Raw genomic sequence first — 13,997 nt, forward strand, 5'->3', positions numbered from 1 at the left:
TTGAGGTGACAATATGTGCCGCATCAAGTTTATGAACACCGAAATTGATAACCTGACAATGACGGAAACATTGTTGGCTATAGATGAATTGATTCAAAAAAACAAGAATGCTTATGTAGTTACGCCGAATGTCGATCACATTGTTAAGCTGGAAAAGAATGAAGATTTGAAAAATGCATATTCTGAAGCAGATTTGATATTGACTGACGGCAAACCCCTAGTTTGGGCTTCTAGGTTGTATCGTAATCCTATTAAGGAAAAAATTTCCGGGTCAGATCTTTTCCCGGAACTTTGCAAGCTTGCAGCAGAAAAGCATTATTCCATGTTCTTTTTGGGAGCCAAAGAGGGCGTTGCAGCAAGAGCTGCAGAAAATCTAAAAATCCAGTATCCTGGTTTGGATGTGGTTGGATGCTATGCTCCGCCTTGGGGTTTTGAGAATGATTCTGCAGAACTTGATAGAATTGAAAAAATGATCAAGGATGCAAATCCTCATATTTTGATTTTGGCTCTTGGATGTCCTAAACAGGAAATTTTTGCGCATCAGTTCCGTAACCGTTTTAATGTGCCGGTGTCCTTGTGTCTTGGGGCAACGCTTGATTTTTCGGCGGGCAATGTGAAACGTGCTCCACGCTGGATGGCAAATGTTGGCTTGGAATGGCTGTACAGATTGTGTCAAGAACCCAAGCGTATGTTCAAACGCTATGTACTTGAAGACTGGAAATTCGCTGGATTGTTGTTTAAATATTGGGGAGATGCCTCGTGAATATTGCGATCGTAGGAACTGGTTATGTTGGTCTTGTGAGTGGAACTTGCTTTGCAGAAATGGGTGTAGACGTCACATGTGTTGATGTGAACCAAGCAAAGATTGATTCTCTCCAAAAGGGCGAGATTCCTATTTATGAACCGGGCCTTGATGAAATGGTTCTCAGAAACCAGCGGGAGGGCCGCCTGCATTTCACGACAGATCTTGCCAGCGTCCTCGATAGTGTAGAAATGGTCTTTAGCGCTGTAGGTACGCCTCCGGATGAAGATGGTTCTGCAGACTTGCAGTATGTGTTGGCTGTGGCTCGTACATTTGGCCAGAATATCAAGAAATATACTGTTCTAGTCACTAAATCTACCGTTCCTGTGGGAACGGCGAAGAAGGTCAAGGCGGCTATTCAGGAAGAACTGGATAAGCGCGGTGTCAAGATTCCGTTTGACGTGGCAAGCAACCCGGAATTCTTGAAGGAAGGCTCAGCCATTACGGATTTCATGAAACCCGACCGTGTCGTGGTGGGTGTGGAAAGTGAACGGGCTAAGGAACTCATGACCCGCTTGTACCGCCCGATGATGCTCAACAACTTCCGTGTCATCTTTACCGACATTCCTAGTGCAGAAATGATCAAGTATGCAGCGAATAGCATGCTTGCAACTCGTATCAGCTTCATGAACGATATCGCGAATCTCTGCGAACTGGTTGGGGCCGATGTGAATATGGTCCGTCACGGTATTGGCAGCGATTCCCGAATCGGTAGCAAGTTCCTGTACCCCGGTTGCGGATACGGTGGAAGCTGCTTCCCCAAGGATGTGAAGGCTCTCATCAAGACCGCCGAAAAGAACGGCTACAAGATGGGCGTGCTCAAAGCCGTAGAAGAAGTGAACGAATTCCAGAAGACCGTTCTCTTCAAAAAGCTCTGTAAACATATGGGTGGTGAACAGAACCTGAGGGGCAAGACTATTGCCATGTGGGGGCTCGCCTTCAAACCTGAAACCGATGACATGCGCGAAGCAACCGCGTTGGTACTCATCGACTTGTTGACAAAGGCAGGAGCGACCGTTCGCGTCTATGATCCGGTTGCCATGAATGAATGTAAGCGCCGTGTAGGCGACATCGTCACTTATTGTAACGACATGTACGATGCGTTGCTCGATGCCGATGCACTTTTGCTCGTCACTGAATGGAAACTGTTCCGTATGCCGAGTTTCGGCGTGATGAAAAAGTCCATGAAGAACGCCCTTATCATCGATGGCCGTAATATTTACGATGCCAAGGAAGTCGGTGAATATGGGTTTGTTTATGATGCAATAGGATGTTTTCGTTGTTAAAAAGGTTACTCCGCCTTGAGTAGTGTATTGATATTGATGCCGCTCCTTTTTGCTGGAGGTTCCGAAAAGCAGGTCCGATTAATAGCGCAGGGGCTTGCCAAGAAGGGACTTCCTGTCACATTGTTGATAGAGAACGGTGTTGCTGAAGATTACAAGTCCTTTATTGACGAAAATAAAAATATTGATTTTGTCTTTTTGAAGGGAAAAATCAATAACGAAGAAGATAAAACAGTTCTAAAAAAAATCCTTGCTTTGGCTAGAATTTGGTGCTGGCTCTTGCGTCACTGTAGCAGGAAAACTTATTCCTGGGTGATGTTTACGAATTTGACCGGCTTGTTTTGCGTTCCTTTCGTGAAAATTAGGGGATCGAAAGTCCTGTTCAATGAGAGAAACGCGGGTGCCAAAATGTGTAACAGCAAGGTAAAACGCGTCCTGTTGAACCTGTGTACGAAAATTGTTGCCAATTCCCGAAATGCTTCTGCGATTCTTTCCGAAACTTTGCATAGGAACGTGGAATGTATTAATAATGGGGTCTCCGTTGACCGCTTGCCTGGCAATACAAAATCTTTAGGTTACATCTTAGTGCCTGCAAGAGTGACATCGATAAAGAATCAGATGGTTGTATTGAAGTCCATGCTTCACTTTGCTCCTGAGCAAAGGCCCAAGGTTGTATTTGCGGGCGTACAGAATGATTCCACTTACCAGAATCAATTGGATTCGTTTATTGATTCACATGGATTGCGTGAGTGTGTGGAATTTGTAGGCTATGCTTCTAATATAGCGCAGTATTATAGCGAAGCTGGAATCGTCATTTTGCCATCGTATGAAGAAGGAACTCCAAACGTATTGTTGGAGTCCTATGCAATGAAGGCTTTCTGCTTGGCATCAGACATCGTGATGAACCGTGATGTTTGCATGAATGACAAGATTCTTTTTTCTCCTGATGACGATGAATCCCTGAGTCAACGGATTACTTGGGCTTTTGGATTGTCCGATGAAGAAAAACAGGTGATTTTGGATAAGAACTTCGATTTTGTTATGAAAAATTATTCTATAGAAGTAATGCAAGATCGTTATTACGCTCTATTTTCGGCATAGTTGGATTGGCTGTATGAAGAATGTGATGATATTATCAAAGGCTTTAACCTTCGGAGGTGCTGAACGTGCTGCGGCCGCATTGGCTGGTTATATGGCGAAAGAGTGTAATTGCATTTTAGTCGTAATAGATGATGAAAATAAGACCTACGAGAGCGACGCTAAAATAATTACGCTTAAACAATCCGTTGTCAATAAAGGGCGCGGGCTGACCTTGCTAATGTGGTTTGTAAAGCTATTTTTTAAGGTCAGAAAAATTCGTCGTGAATATGAAATTGACGAATGCATTAGTTTCTTGACGGAACCGGATTTAATCAATATTTTAACCGGCTCGAAAAAATCCAAGTCAACGATATCTGTGAGAAATTTGAGATCTGCAGTGGTAAAAGGCAAAATCAAGAGGCTGCGAGATAAATGGCTGTTTAAAAAAGCTAATCGAATTGTAGCCACGTCTAAAATGGTTAAAGACGATTTGATTAAAGTATTTGGTGCTGATGAATCAAAAATTGAAATTGTCTATAATATTTGCGATCAAAAGCGTATTCTAAATGCCGCACAAGAAGATTGCCTTACGGATGAAGAAAAAAAGTTTTTTGGAACAGGAGATGTTGTTATTACCACGGGTCGATTGACAGGTCAGAAAGGACATTGGCATTTGATTCGTGCGTTCTCCGCTGTCGTAAAAGAGCATCCGAATGCGAAATTGGCAATTCTTGGACAAGGCGAATTGAATGATTATTTGCAGAAACTTATAGATGACTATTCATTGACCGATTCCGTTCGTATTTTGGGATTCAAGAAAAATCCCTATGCATATTTGAATAAAGCGAAAATTTTTGCGTTCAGTTCCTTCTTTGAAGGTTGCCCGAATGCTATTTTGGAGGCTTATGCGGTTGGACTTCCCGTTGTGACGACAGATGGCGTAGGGATACGTGAAATTGTTGCTCCCGAAACCCACTATGCGAAAAAAACTGATTGTTTGGAGCACTGCAGTTATGGCGTGTTGACTCCAGTCTGTGATGGCGAAAAATATGATGCGGGTAAACCTTTGACTCAAGCCGAAGTAGAAATGAAAAAGGGTATTTCGCTGCTTTTGGAAGACAGAGAGTGCCTTGAACATTACAAGCAGGCTTCGGAAGAAAGAATAGGTTTCTTTACAAAAAAATCGATTTTAGGAATGTGGATCCGATAGCGGAATGATGGCTGTAAAATGATTTTGTTGACAGATTTATTTATTGTTGCTGTGTGCTGCATGATTCTCTTGGATTTTAAGAGAGGCTTTTTTGTTGTAGTATTGGCAAAGCTGTTTACTCCGGTTTATGTACGGTTCGTGCTTGGCCCAGTAAGTGTTGATGTTTTTGACCTATGGACTGTCGTCATGATTATGTCTCTGGTAGTGCATAGGGTGAAATTATCTTCTGTAAAGAGATATCCTTTTCTTAAATGTTTCTTGCTCTATAGTGGCGTGTTAATCGTGTTGGCGCTCTTTGCTACTAGAATGCCGTTGGGTTCGCAGTTGTATTACATCATCAAACAAAACTTGTTCCAAGAGATGTTGATTTGTTATTTTGCCTATTTGGTTTTTATCGAAAAACAGTCTGCGGGCCGATTCGTCAATTATATGGTGATTGTTTGCATCATTTGCGGCTTTTATGGAATACTAGTTTACCTGATGCAAAAGAATGTGTATATAGATTCCCTGTCTAGGGCTTTTGTTGGTGAGAAAAATATTTATGCGGATTTTCTCAATGACGCTAGAATGGGGTTGAAGGGGCGCTCAAGTGGAACCTTGCCACACCCTCTGTCTTGGGCGCAATATTGGTGTGTTATAGTCAGTTTTGTATATCTTATCAAGGACCATCTTAAGAAAAATCTCTATTATATTCTTTTGTTCCTTGGATTGACAAATATCGTTCTTTCGGGATCGAGAGCGGCCTTGTTAAGCTTGTGCCCCCTGCTTTATTTGTATTATCGGCGGGCGGATTTGTCTAAAAAAGTTATTTGTTTGATGGCTTTATTGGTTGCCGTGGTGGCAATTCTTGGTTATTCCAATAAGGGTGAATCTTTATTGAATATTGCCCGATCCTTGATTGTAGATACCTCGGGCAGAGCGGCAACAGGCAGTTCTTCTACCATGAGACTTTCTCAATTTGAAAATATGATGAACATATTGAAAGGCAAGGATTTTCTGTTTGGTTACGGTTCAGGATTCCTAGCGTCTGAATCAAATTTGAGAGAATCTTTGACCTTGGAAATGCGAGGTTTTGAATCTGTGATTTTCCAGAAAGTGTTCGACTCGGGGATTTTTGGTTGCATAGCGTTTTTTGTCTTTTTTAAACGGTTGTTTGATACGTTAAAGATTCAGTGTACTTCTCAGGGATTTTCGCTGGCAATGTTTTTCTTGTCCTATTTAATTGCGGTTTTGCTAACCGGTGTACAAGGTGGTTCTTTTTCGTTCTTCCTGGTGTTTAGTTTTGCCTGTGTGTTTTTTTTGCAAAAGAAAGAAGAAAAAAATACTGAGAGAAAAAACGCAAAAATCGGGTAGGGAATATGAGAAAACTTCGGGTTCTACATTTGATATGGTCAATGGGTGCTGGAGGTGCTCAGCAGATTGTCTTGAACTACCTGCGTGATTTCCAAAATGATCCTGATATCGACTTGAAATTGTGTGTTTACACTGGCAAGACGAAATCTAAATACGATCAAGAAATTGAGGAAAATCACTACAATGTACAGTATTTAAACTTCCCAAAGACATGCGTCAAAATTCCTTATTTGAAAAGATATTTTCAAATTCCTGTTTCTAAAAAGAATTGGCGAAAGGCTATTGAGGATAATCGTCCCGATATTGTGCATGTGCATATCTCTGCGCTGCTTTCAATCACGTTGGATGCTGTAGTAGATTTGAATGTGCCGGTTCGATTTGATACATTGCATAGTGATCCTAGGCGCTATAGGGGCAGAGAATTGCGCTATATAAAGAGAGCTTTTAGTAAAGAAGGCTTCGTTCCCTTATGTGTAACAAAGGAACAAGTTTCTTTGGCGCAAGGCCATTATGGAAATTTTGACTATGAATTAATCCCTAATGGTGTCGATGTTGAAGCGCTAAGAAGGGAGATTGTAAGTAAAGAATCTGCACGCAGAAAACATGGTTTGTCTTCTGAGGATTTTGTTGTCCTTGCCGTGGGAAGAATCAATCCGATCAAGAATTTCTCTTTGCTCATAGATGCATTTGCTTTGTTGTTGAAAAAGAATCCTCGGGGCTTGCTGGTTTTTGCTGGTAGTTGCGTTCCTCGTGAAAAGGCAAAACTGGTCCGTAAGATTGAATCTTATGGGATTGCTGACAGGGTGCAGTTTTTAGGGTCGTTGTCGAATGTCGTCCCTCTGTATTGTGCCGCAGATGTACTTGCAGTCACGTCTATTTCTGAATCTTTCTCCTTGGTTACTCTGGAAGCTCAAATCTGCGGAACACGCTGCGTGATTTCCAACGGAGTTCCTTCTGAAGTTATTGTGTCGAATGCCGTCAGAAAGATGGATGCGCAAGATAGCGCTGAGACCTGGGCTGAAGCGTTGCTGGACACGGCGTATAAAGGGGAAAAAGTTTCTGATATAGAAGAGTTTGATGTTCATGCTGTTAGCAGAAAACTGAAGAATGTGTATTTGAAGAAGTGGAATGAATACATGGAGAGGGCGAATGCAAATCAATAGCCGTAAAGATTTGAAATATTTTTTGGAAAGAGACCGCATTGCCTTAAAAAGGAAAAAATCCTTTTTTAAAGATGATATTTGGAAATTTGAAATTTTGCTCAGAAAGGCGGAGTATTATTGTAACTGCATGCCGGGCCCTTTGAAAAAAATAGGTTCTCTGTACAAGAAACGCTTATATGCCTTAGGCAGAAAGTGCGGTGGGTTCTCGATACCGGTGAATGCGTTTGGACCCGGTTTGTCCATTGCTCATTATGGAACCATAGTGGTGAATGAAACTACAAAAGTGGGCTGTAATTGTAGAATACACGAAGGCGTTACCATTGGCGCTACGGGACGTTCGGGGCAAGCCGCTCACATCGGTGACAACTGCTTTATTGCTACGGGTGCAAAGATTATCGGTGCCGTAGAACTGGGCGATGATGTTGCTATAGGGGCAAATGCCGTTGTAACAAAATCTTTTGCTGAAAACCACATAACTCTTGCAGGTGTTCCCGCCAAAAAAATCAGTGATCATGGATCTCATGATTTTTTAGCGGAGGGATTATTCAATGAATGATTTTAGCAGAAAGGTTATTGTTTTTGGTGGAAATCATCATAATCCTCTGGGCGTAATCAGAGCCTTGGGAAGAAAGAAATTAGATGTTTTTTTCTTGACGTCTGTAAAAAACTCTTTTGTCGCACATAGTAAATACGTTACAGAAACAATCTTTCTGGAAAAAGATGAAGACGCTCCTCAAGTTTTGTTGAACCGTTTTTCTTCAGAACTTGTTAAACCCGTTATCGTCTGCTGTGGAGACGGATTTGCCGCTATTATCATGAATAGCCGCGAAATGCTAAAGAAAGCCTTTATTATGCCTTATGCAAAGGTGTATCAAAAAGGCAATATCTTTGATAAAGGCTTTCAGGCTGCCGTTGCGAAAGAATGTGGTATAGAAATGCCGCAAAGTCAGGTGCTTGAATTATCCGAAGCAAAAGAACTTTTGAAAAACTGGAATTCATTTCCCAGTATTGTAAAGCCTTTGGATAGCCTTATGGCTTTCGGTGGGAAAGATGATATACGTATTGTCGAAAATTCAGAGGAACTGAATGCCGCGTTAGAAAAAACACACTCTATCAAAATCCAGATACAGCAGTATATAAAAAAGAAAATGGAATTTCAGTTGATCGGCTGCTCTTTGGATGAAGGGCGAATCGTGATTATCCCTGGATTTACGCATATTTTGCGTCAACCGCCTAATACCAATACAGGTTTTTTGAAATACAGCAGCTGCGAAAAACTTAATTATGATTTGAGAAAAATTAAGGATTTTATGCGGAGAGTCGGTTATTCGGGCCTTTTTTCCGCAGAATTTCTGCGAGAAGAAAAAGGAGATTACTTCATGGAAGTTAATTTCCGTAATGATGGTAATGCGTATGTTGTGACCCAGGCAGGAGTAAATTTGCCTTATTTATGGGTGTATTATTGTTGCGAAGGTAAATTACCACCTAATGAACCTGAGACGATAAAGAGAGAAACTTTTTTTATGCCGGATTTGCAGGATATTCGCAATGTGATGCATGGCGATCTTTCTTTGATTACTTTTATTCGAGATTGGTTTAAAACCAAAGCGCATGCGGTTTATGATTTGAAGGATTTAAAGCCTTTCTTACATCAACTCTTCCTTCACTAGGAATAGAAAATATGAGCGAAAAGTATTTTGTCATTACCATTGACACGGAAGGTGATAACCAATGGAATCTTTCTAAGAGTCCTTCAACGGAGAATGCGAAATTTCTACCGCGCTTTCAGGAACTAAGCGAAAAGTACGCATTCTTTCCCGTATGGCTGACAAATTATGAAATGGCGTGTGATTCGTTTTTCGTTGAGTATATGCAAGATCGCCTAAAGGCAAGAACCTGCGAAATAGGAATGCATTTGCATGCTTGGCATAACCCTCCGGAACACCATTTGGAGAAGAAGACGAATCAGCGTTCCTATCTGATTGAGTATCCTGAAGAAGTAATGGATCAAAAGATCGGCTATTTGACGAATCTTTTGGAGGATACTTTTCAGATAAAGATGGTTTCTCATCGGAGTGGCCGCTGGACGACTAATGACGTTTATTTTAAACTTTTAAAGAAATATGGTTATAAAGTGGACTGCTCCGTAACACCGCTTGTCAATTGGGAAGCGTGTTTGGGAGAGTCTGGCGTTCCTGGGTCTGACTATTCTTGTTGTCCGTCAAAGCCTTACTTAATATATGATGGTCTATGGGAAGTTCCTGTGACTATAAAGTATTTACATGATTTCTGCATAGACAGAATCCATTCCGTAAAGGGCTTTGCCAAAGAGATCAAATGGGCTTTGAAAGGCCGAAATGAGTGGATCCGCCCGGATGCATCTTGCTCTTTCTTGAAGATGAAAAAAGTTTTGGATGCGTCCCGTGATAATGAATATGTTATGTTTATGCTTCATTCTTCAGAGATGATGCCTGGTGGAAGCCCTTCGTTTCCAAACGAAAGATGTATTGAAAAATTGTTTGGTTGTATAGAGCGCCTTTTTGATTATGCGAAGGGGCTTGGGTATAAAGGTATTACTTTGGCAGAATACCAAAAATTGCTAAAATAAATGATGTATGGCTGAAGTAGCGAACAAAAGCATTGTTAAGAGTCTTTTTTGGACTTATGGAGAAAAACTCAGTACGCAGTTTGTATCCATTCTTGTGACCATTATTCTAGCTCGTCTTTTGTCTCCTGATGACTACGGTGTCATTTCCATAGTCATGGTGTTCATTCTTTTTTGCGACATTTTTGTGACGGGTGGATTTGGTCAAGCTCTAGTGCAAAAGAAAGATGCAGATGACTTGGATTTTAATTCAATGTTCATATGCAGCTGTGTAATGTCGTTGTTGCTGTATGGCGTGATTTTCTTTGGTGCCCCTTTTATAGCTGATTTTTATGAACGTCCCGTAATTGTTCCTGTATTGCGTGTTCTAGGATTGCGACTGATTGTATCTAGTTTCAATACGATTCAGCAAGCCAAAATCCAAAAGTCGATGACCTTCAAAAAATCTTTTTTTGCTACAGCGGTGGCTACGTTGTTGTCGGCTGTTGTTGGCGTGATTTTGGCTTATTGTGGCTTTGGCGTATGGGCCTTGGTGGGGCAGTATTTGGTTTCCATTTTTGCGGTGACGATTGCTCTTGCTCGAATTTGTGATTGGTCTCCGCGGCTTCAGTTTTCATGGACTCGCTCCAAACTTCTGATTAACTTTGGCTGGAAGGTCCTGTTGACAACGATTTGCTTTACCTTGGTGAACGACTTTAGAAGCCTTGTTGTTGGAAAAAAGTTTGGCCCAGGTGATTTAGCTTTCTATGATCAAGGGCAGAAATTTCCGAATTTAATTGTAACGAATATCAATGCTTCCATAGGAAGAGTGCTGTTTCCTGCCTTTTCTAATCGGCAGGATGATTTGGCGTATGTAAAACAGTTGTGCAGGAAGGGGATTAACTTGTCGACGTTCCTGTTAGCGCCACTTCTTATTGGGTTGATTGCTGTTGCAGATACATTCGTTGAAGTGATTCTTACGGAAAAATGGATCCCTTGCGTATTCTATATGCGTATGTTGACCTTGATGTTTTTGGTAAGACCTTTCACGACGACATGCCATCAAGCTATTATGGCGTTAGGGCGAAGTGACATTACTTTAAAGATTATGGTTGTAATTAATGTGATCGCCTTGATTTTACTTTGTATTGCTCTGTTTGTGTTTAATAGCGTGCCGATGGTGGCCGTAGGAAGTGTCTTATCTGAATTAGTTAGTGTAATTCTATTTATGTTTTATATAAAAAAGTTTGTTGGATATACATACACGGAGCAGGTTCGTGATGTCTTGCCCAGTTTAGTGTTGTCTGCAATTATGGGTAGTGCAATATTTGGCTTGTCGTTTTTGGTGGCGGATAAAATGATGCTGTTTATTGTCCAGCTTGGAATAGGCGTGCTGGTTTATGTCGTTGGTAGTACAGTCTTTAAAATGAGCGGGGTTGTCTTTATTCTCGGCAAAATGAGCCGGAAAATGCCTCGGGTATGGTTCGTCGACAAACTTTTGGCATATTTGAATATAGCAAGGTGACTTGTTGATGTGGATAAGTATTTATAAAAAGGGGAAAAAATGAATATTCAACGTGTTGTGAAAAAAATGAAAAAAGAAAGCAGTTCAATTATCGCATTTTGCCTATTGATGGCGATAATTCTTCCGTTGCCGCTGTTGAATATAGACAAGTCATTTTTTGGACAAATGTTTCACGATATTTGTGTGGCGACAAGAGAGTTTGTAGGCTTTTCTACTGTATTCTGCCTTTTAGTGATTTTATTCTTTGTTTTTTCAAAGTACGGGAGTGTCAAAATTGGTGGCCAATACGCTAAACCGGAGTACAGCAATGTATCTTGGGTATCCTGTCTTATAATGGCCGGCTTGGGAATAGGGATCGTATTCTATTGTGAGGAACCTCTATTCCACATGAATAGTAATCCGTATTTTGGGAATGTGGCTGGAAGTGCGGAAGAAGTCGCGTATTCTCTTACTTTGTTTGATTGGACTTTGAATGCTTGGAGTATGTATGGAGTACTTGGTGTTATCATTGCGTATTTCCATTACAATAAAGGTCGCGAACTGAAACTTAGTGCTGCGTTCCCAGGCAGAACAAACCGTTGGTTAAAGAAAATCGTTGATATAGTCATGGCTTTAGGCATTGTTGCTGGTTTGACAACTTCCTTGGGCCTGGGTGTTGCTCAGTTGAAAGGTGGCGTGGAATATGTTTTTGATTACGATATCAGTCCTTATCTGTTGATGGCTGTAATTGGTTTGGTTGCTGTATGGTCTGTTAATTCGGGCTTAAAGAGGGGCGTGAAGTGGCTTTCAAATGTTACAAGTGTCTTAATTGTTGTTATGCTAATTGTTGTTGTTGTTCTTGGTTATCATTCATTTGATTTGAAATCCTCCTTTACAGGGTACACTTTGAGGGGTGTGAAAAATTTTGCTCAAAATTTTGTTAGTTACAATAAGTTTTGGGAAGAATTTTCTGATGAATGGGCTGCCAGTTGGGCGGTTTTCTATCAACTTTGGTTTGCGGCTTGGGCTGCATTTGTTGCCGTTTTCCTTGCAAAAATTTCCAAGGGACGCACAATCCGTGAAACAATGATTGCCATTGTTCTTTTGCCTACAGTGCTAACCGCTATTTGGTATGGTGTTTTTGGCAATGTAGGTTTAGTTGTCAAAGATGAACTTTTTGCTCTAATGCAACAAAATCTTCCCCATTCATTATTTTATCTTCTCAAACAGTTGGCGGGAGAGTCCGGATCTGTTGTTTTGTCCGTCGCGGTGATGCTTACCATATGCTGTATTTTTGTCACTTCTTCTGATTCCAGTTCTTATGTTGTGGCGACGCTATTGTCAAAGGATAAGGAAGTTCGTGCGCTTAATAAGATTGTTTGGGGATGTGTCCAATGTGGATGCGCCATGCTTCTGTATTATTGTGGCGGATTGTCTCTAATTCAGTCTGCATCAGTTGTTCTTGGACTAGCCGTTCTTGTTATTATATTGCTTGGTAGTGTGTATTTTATCTATGTTTTGGTTCGGGAAGATCGAAGCAAGTCTGCAAAGATGCCGTTCTCTAATTTGTGTATCGTTTTTGGCTCGGATCATTATAATCCTCTGGGAATAGTACGTTCTTTGGGGGAAATCGGCGTGTCTCCGGTTGTTGTTTTGGTTGGTGAAAACCCTGTTGCGATCCCTGCTAGCAAGTATCCTCAAAAAATCCATTATGTGAAAAGTAATGAGGAAGGTTTGGCCTTGATAAAAAGCGAATACGGTCGTAGAAAAGAAAAATGTTTCATTCTGACGGGCAGTGATGATACTACGGCATTGCTGAATGAACATTATGATGAATTGAAGGATGACTTCTATTTCTACAATTGTGGTGAACAAGGACGCTTGAATCATTTTATGCAGAAAGAAGTTCTGAACCAATTGGCAGAAGACTGTGGGGTGAATGTTGCTCGACGTGAAGTTGTAAAAAGGGGAGAGTTGCCCAAAAATCTTCGATATCCCATAATTACTAAGGCTGTTAATTCCTTATCTACAAGCTGGAAAAATACCATGCATATTTGCCACAATGCGGAGGAACTGCTTGGCGCCTATAAAGATATAGAAGATGAAGATGTTTTGCTTCAGGAATATATTATCAAGAAAAATGAATTGTGTATTGACGCTGTGGCTTGCAATGAAGGTAAAGATGTCTTTATTCCCATAAATTCCTTCTACCACAGATTATTTGATAAAAGCTATGGCTATTACTACTATTTTACACAATTTGACAACAAAGATCTTACGGAAAAAATTAGCTTGATGCTTCAGAAAGCCAAATTTACGGGCATTTTTTCGGTGGAATTTCTTGTAGATGAAAATGACCAATTGTATTTTTTGGAGATTAACTTCCGCAATTCAACGTGGAGTCATGCTTCCACAGCAGCGGGCTATAATCTAGTTCATTCTTGGATAGATGCGACCTTGAATGGGCGCATCAATCGTGAAAGTGTAAACATTACTAAGTTGCCTTTTAATTGTCTTGTTGAAATTAATGAGTATAGGGCGAATGTTAAGACAAAAAAAATTTCCAAGCTTCAGTTTATGAAGGATATTAGAAACAGTGATTATTTGACTTATTGGAATAGAGAAGATAATGGCCCCTTCTGGGCTATTGTGAAAAATATTTTGGCAAAGAAGCTCCCTTCAAGAAGAAACTCCTAATTTTGAAATACGAACGAGATATCAATTTCAGTCAAATAAAAAATATGATGAGAAAAACATCTACATGGATACTGGTGTTTCCGTTTGTTCTGATATTATTGATTGCGACTACATTTGCAAATTCGTCAAACGTAGCTTCTGCTCCGGCGTCTGAGTTTTCGATTAGAAAAGGAATCAATATCAGCGAATGGATGGAACGAGAAAATTCTCCATATGAACATTTAGATAGTCGTCCCTTAAAATCCCGCCCAGCCCGCATAACTATTGGGAAAAACTGATTTCTACCCTGTGAAAATATTGCAAGGTTTTCTAAAATATGAC

The 13,997-nt window shown here is 40.7% G+C and carries 12 protein-coding genes; 11 read left to right on the plus strand and 1 reads right to left on the minus strand.

Going from position 1 to position 13,997, the window contains the following annotated elements:
• Nucleotides 1-13: 13 nt before the first annotated feature.
• The 11 genes from BUA40_RS12185 to BUA40_RS14265 are packed head-to-tail and all read left to right on the plus strand — an operon-like array spanning nucleotide 14 to nucleotide 13,676.
• Nucleotides 14-763 (plus strand): WecB/TagA/CpsF family glycosyltransferase, encoded by a 750-nt coding sequence (locus BUA40_RS12185; RefSeq protein WP_072801131.1) that lies wholly within the window; start codon nucleotides 14-16, stop codon nucleotides 761-763.
• Nucleotides 760-2,088 (plus strand): UDP-glucose dehydrogenase family protein, encoded by a 1,329-nt coding sequence (locus BUA40_RS12190; RefSeq protein ID WP_072801132.1) that lies wholly within the window; start codon nucleotides 760-762, stop codon nucleotides 2,086-2,088. The genes BUA40_RS12185 and BUA40_RS12190 overlap by 4 nt, the downstream gene beginning before the upstream one ends.
• 36 nt (nucleotides 2,089-2,124) lie before the next feature.
• Entirely contained in the window at nucleotides 2,125-3,186 is a 1,062-nt protein-coding gene (locus tag BUA40_RS12195; protein WP_072801133.1) for a glycosyltransferase family 4 protein, read from the plus strand.
• Between the two features lie 13 nt (nucleotides 3,187-3,199).
• Nucleotides 3,200-4,375, plus strand: coding sequence for a glycosyltransferase (locus BUA40_RS12200; RefSeq protein ID WP_083585394.1), 1,176 nt, complete (start codon nucleotides 3,200-3,202; stop codon nucleotides 4,373-4,375).
• An 18-nt stretch (nucleotides 4,376-4,393) separates the two neighbouring features.
• Nucleotides 4,394-5,728 carry an O-antigen ligase family protein gene (locus BUA40_RS12205; RefSeq protein ID WP_072801135.1) on the plus strand — a complete coding sequence of 445 codons (1,335 nt, stop codon included), beginning with the start codon at nucleotides 4,394-4,396 and terminating at the stop codon, nucleotides 5,726-5,728.
• Nucleotides 5,729-5,769: 41 nt separating this feature from the next.
• Nucleotides 5,770-6,891: a glycosyltransferase gene (locus tag BUA40_RS12210; RefSeq protein WP_178299635.1), complete on the plus strand. Its 1,122-nt coding sequence runs from the start codon at nucleotides 5,770-5,772 to the stop codon at nucleotides 6,889-6,891.
• Nucleotides 6,878-7,447 (plus strand): serine O-acetyltransferase, encoded by a 570-nt coding sequence (locus BUA40_RS12215; RefSeq protein ID WP_072801137.1) that lies wholly within the window; start codon nucleotides 6,878-6,880, stop codon nucleotides 7,445-7,447. The genes BUA40_RS12210 and BUA40_RS12215 overlap by 14 nt, the downstream gene beginning before the upstream one ends.
• Nucleotides 7,440-8,561, plus strand: a complete 1,122-nt coding sequence (locus BUA40_RS12220) for an ATP-grasp domain-containing protein (protein ID WP_072801138.1) — start codon at nucleotides 7,440-7,442, stop codon at nucleotides 8,559-8,561. The genes BUA40_RS12215 and BUA40_RS12220 overlap by 8 nt, the downstream gene beginning before the upstream one ends.
• Before the next feature lie 11 nt (nucleotides 8,562-8,572).
• Nucleotides 8,573-9,499: a polysaccharide deacetylase family protein gene (locus BUA40_RS12225; protein WP_072801139.1), complete on the plus strand. Its 927-nt coding sequence runs from the start codon at nucleotides 8,573-8,575 to the stop codon at nucleotides 9,497-9,499.
• Nucleotides 9,500-9,506: 7 nt separating this feature from the next.
• Nucleotides 9,507-11,000, plus strand: coding sequence for a lipopolysaccharide biosynthesis protein (locus BUA40_RS12230; RefSeq protein WP_072801140.1), 1,494 nt, complete (start codon nucleotides 9,507-9,509; stop codon nucleotides 10,998-11,000).
• 39 nt (nucleotides 11,001-11,039) lie between these two features.
• Nucleotides 11,040-13,676, plus strand: coding sequence for a BCCT family transporter (locus tag BUA40_RS14265; RefSeq protein ID WP_083585395.1), 2,637 nt, complete (start codon nucleotides 11,040-11,042; stop codon nucleotides 13,674-13,676).
• Between the two features lie 31 nt (nucleotides 13,677-13,707).
• Here BUA40_RS14265 and BUA40_RS14690 read toward each other — a convergent pair.
• The coding region (locus BUA40_RS14690) for a hypothetical protein (protein ID WP_218588197.1) at nucleotides 13,708-13,997 on the minus strand (290 nt) is incomplete at its 5' end.

The organism is Fibrobacter sp. UWT2 (assembly GCF_900142545.1).
In the GTDB taxonomy this organism is placed as follows: Bacteria; Fibrobacterota; Fibrobacteria; order Fibrobacterales; family Fibrobacteraceae; genus Fibrobacter.

Excerpts from the sequence above, each read along its gene's own strand:
- BUA40_RS12185 (WP_072801131.1), top strand. The coding sequence starts at position 14 with ATGTGCCGCATCAAGTTTATGAACACCGAAATTGATAACCTGACAATG.
- BUA40_RS12195 (WP_072801133.1), top strand. The coding sequence starts at position 2,125 with ATGCCGCTCCTTTTTGCTGGAGGTTCCGAAAAGCAGGTCCGATTAATA.
- BUA40_RS12200 (WP_083585394.1), top strand. The coding sequence starts at position 3,200 with ATGAAGAATGTGATGATATTATCAAAGGCTTTAACCTTCGGAGGTGCT.
- BUA40_RS12205 (WP_072801135.1), top strand. The coding sequence starts at position 4,394 with ATGATTTTGTTGACAGATTTATTTATTGTTGCTGTGTGCTGCATGATT.
- BUA40_RS12210 (WP_178299635.1), top strand. The coding sequence starts at position 5,770 with ATGGGTGCTGGAGGTGCTCAGCAGATTGTCTTGAACTACCTGCGTGAT.
- BUA40_RS12215 (WP_072801137.1), top strand. The coding sequence starts at position 6,878 with ATGCAAATCAATAGCCGTAAAGATTTGAAATATTTTTTGGAAAGAGAC.
- BUA40_RS12220 (WP_072801138.1), top strand. The coding sequence starts at position 7,440 with ATGAATGATTTTAGCAGAAAGGTTATTGTTTTTGGTGGAAATCATCAT.
- BUA40_RS12225 (WP_072801139.1), top strand. The coding sequence starts at position 8,573 with ATGAGCGAAAAGTATTTTGTCATTACCATTGACACGGAAGGTGATAAC.
- BUA40_RS12230 (WP_072801140.1), top strand. The coding sequence starts at position 9,507 with ATGGCTGAAGTAGCGAACAAAAGCATTGTTAAGAGTCTTTTTTGGACT.
- BUA40_RS14265 (WP_083585395.1), top strand. The coding sequence starts at position 11,040 with ATGAATATTCAACGTGTTGTGAAAAAAATGAAAAAAGAAAGCAGTTCA.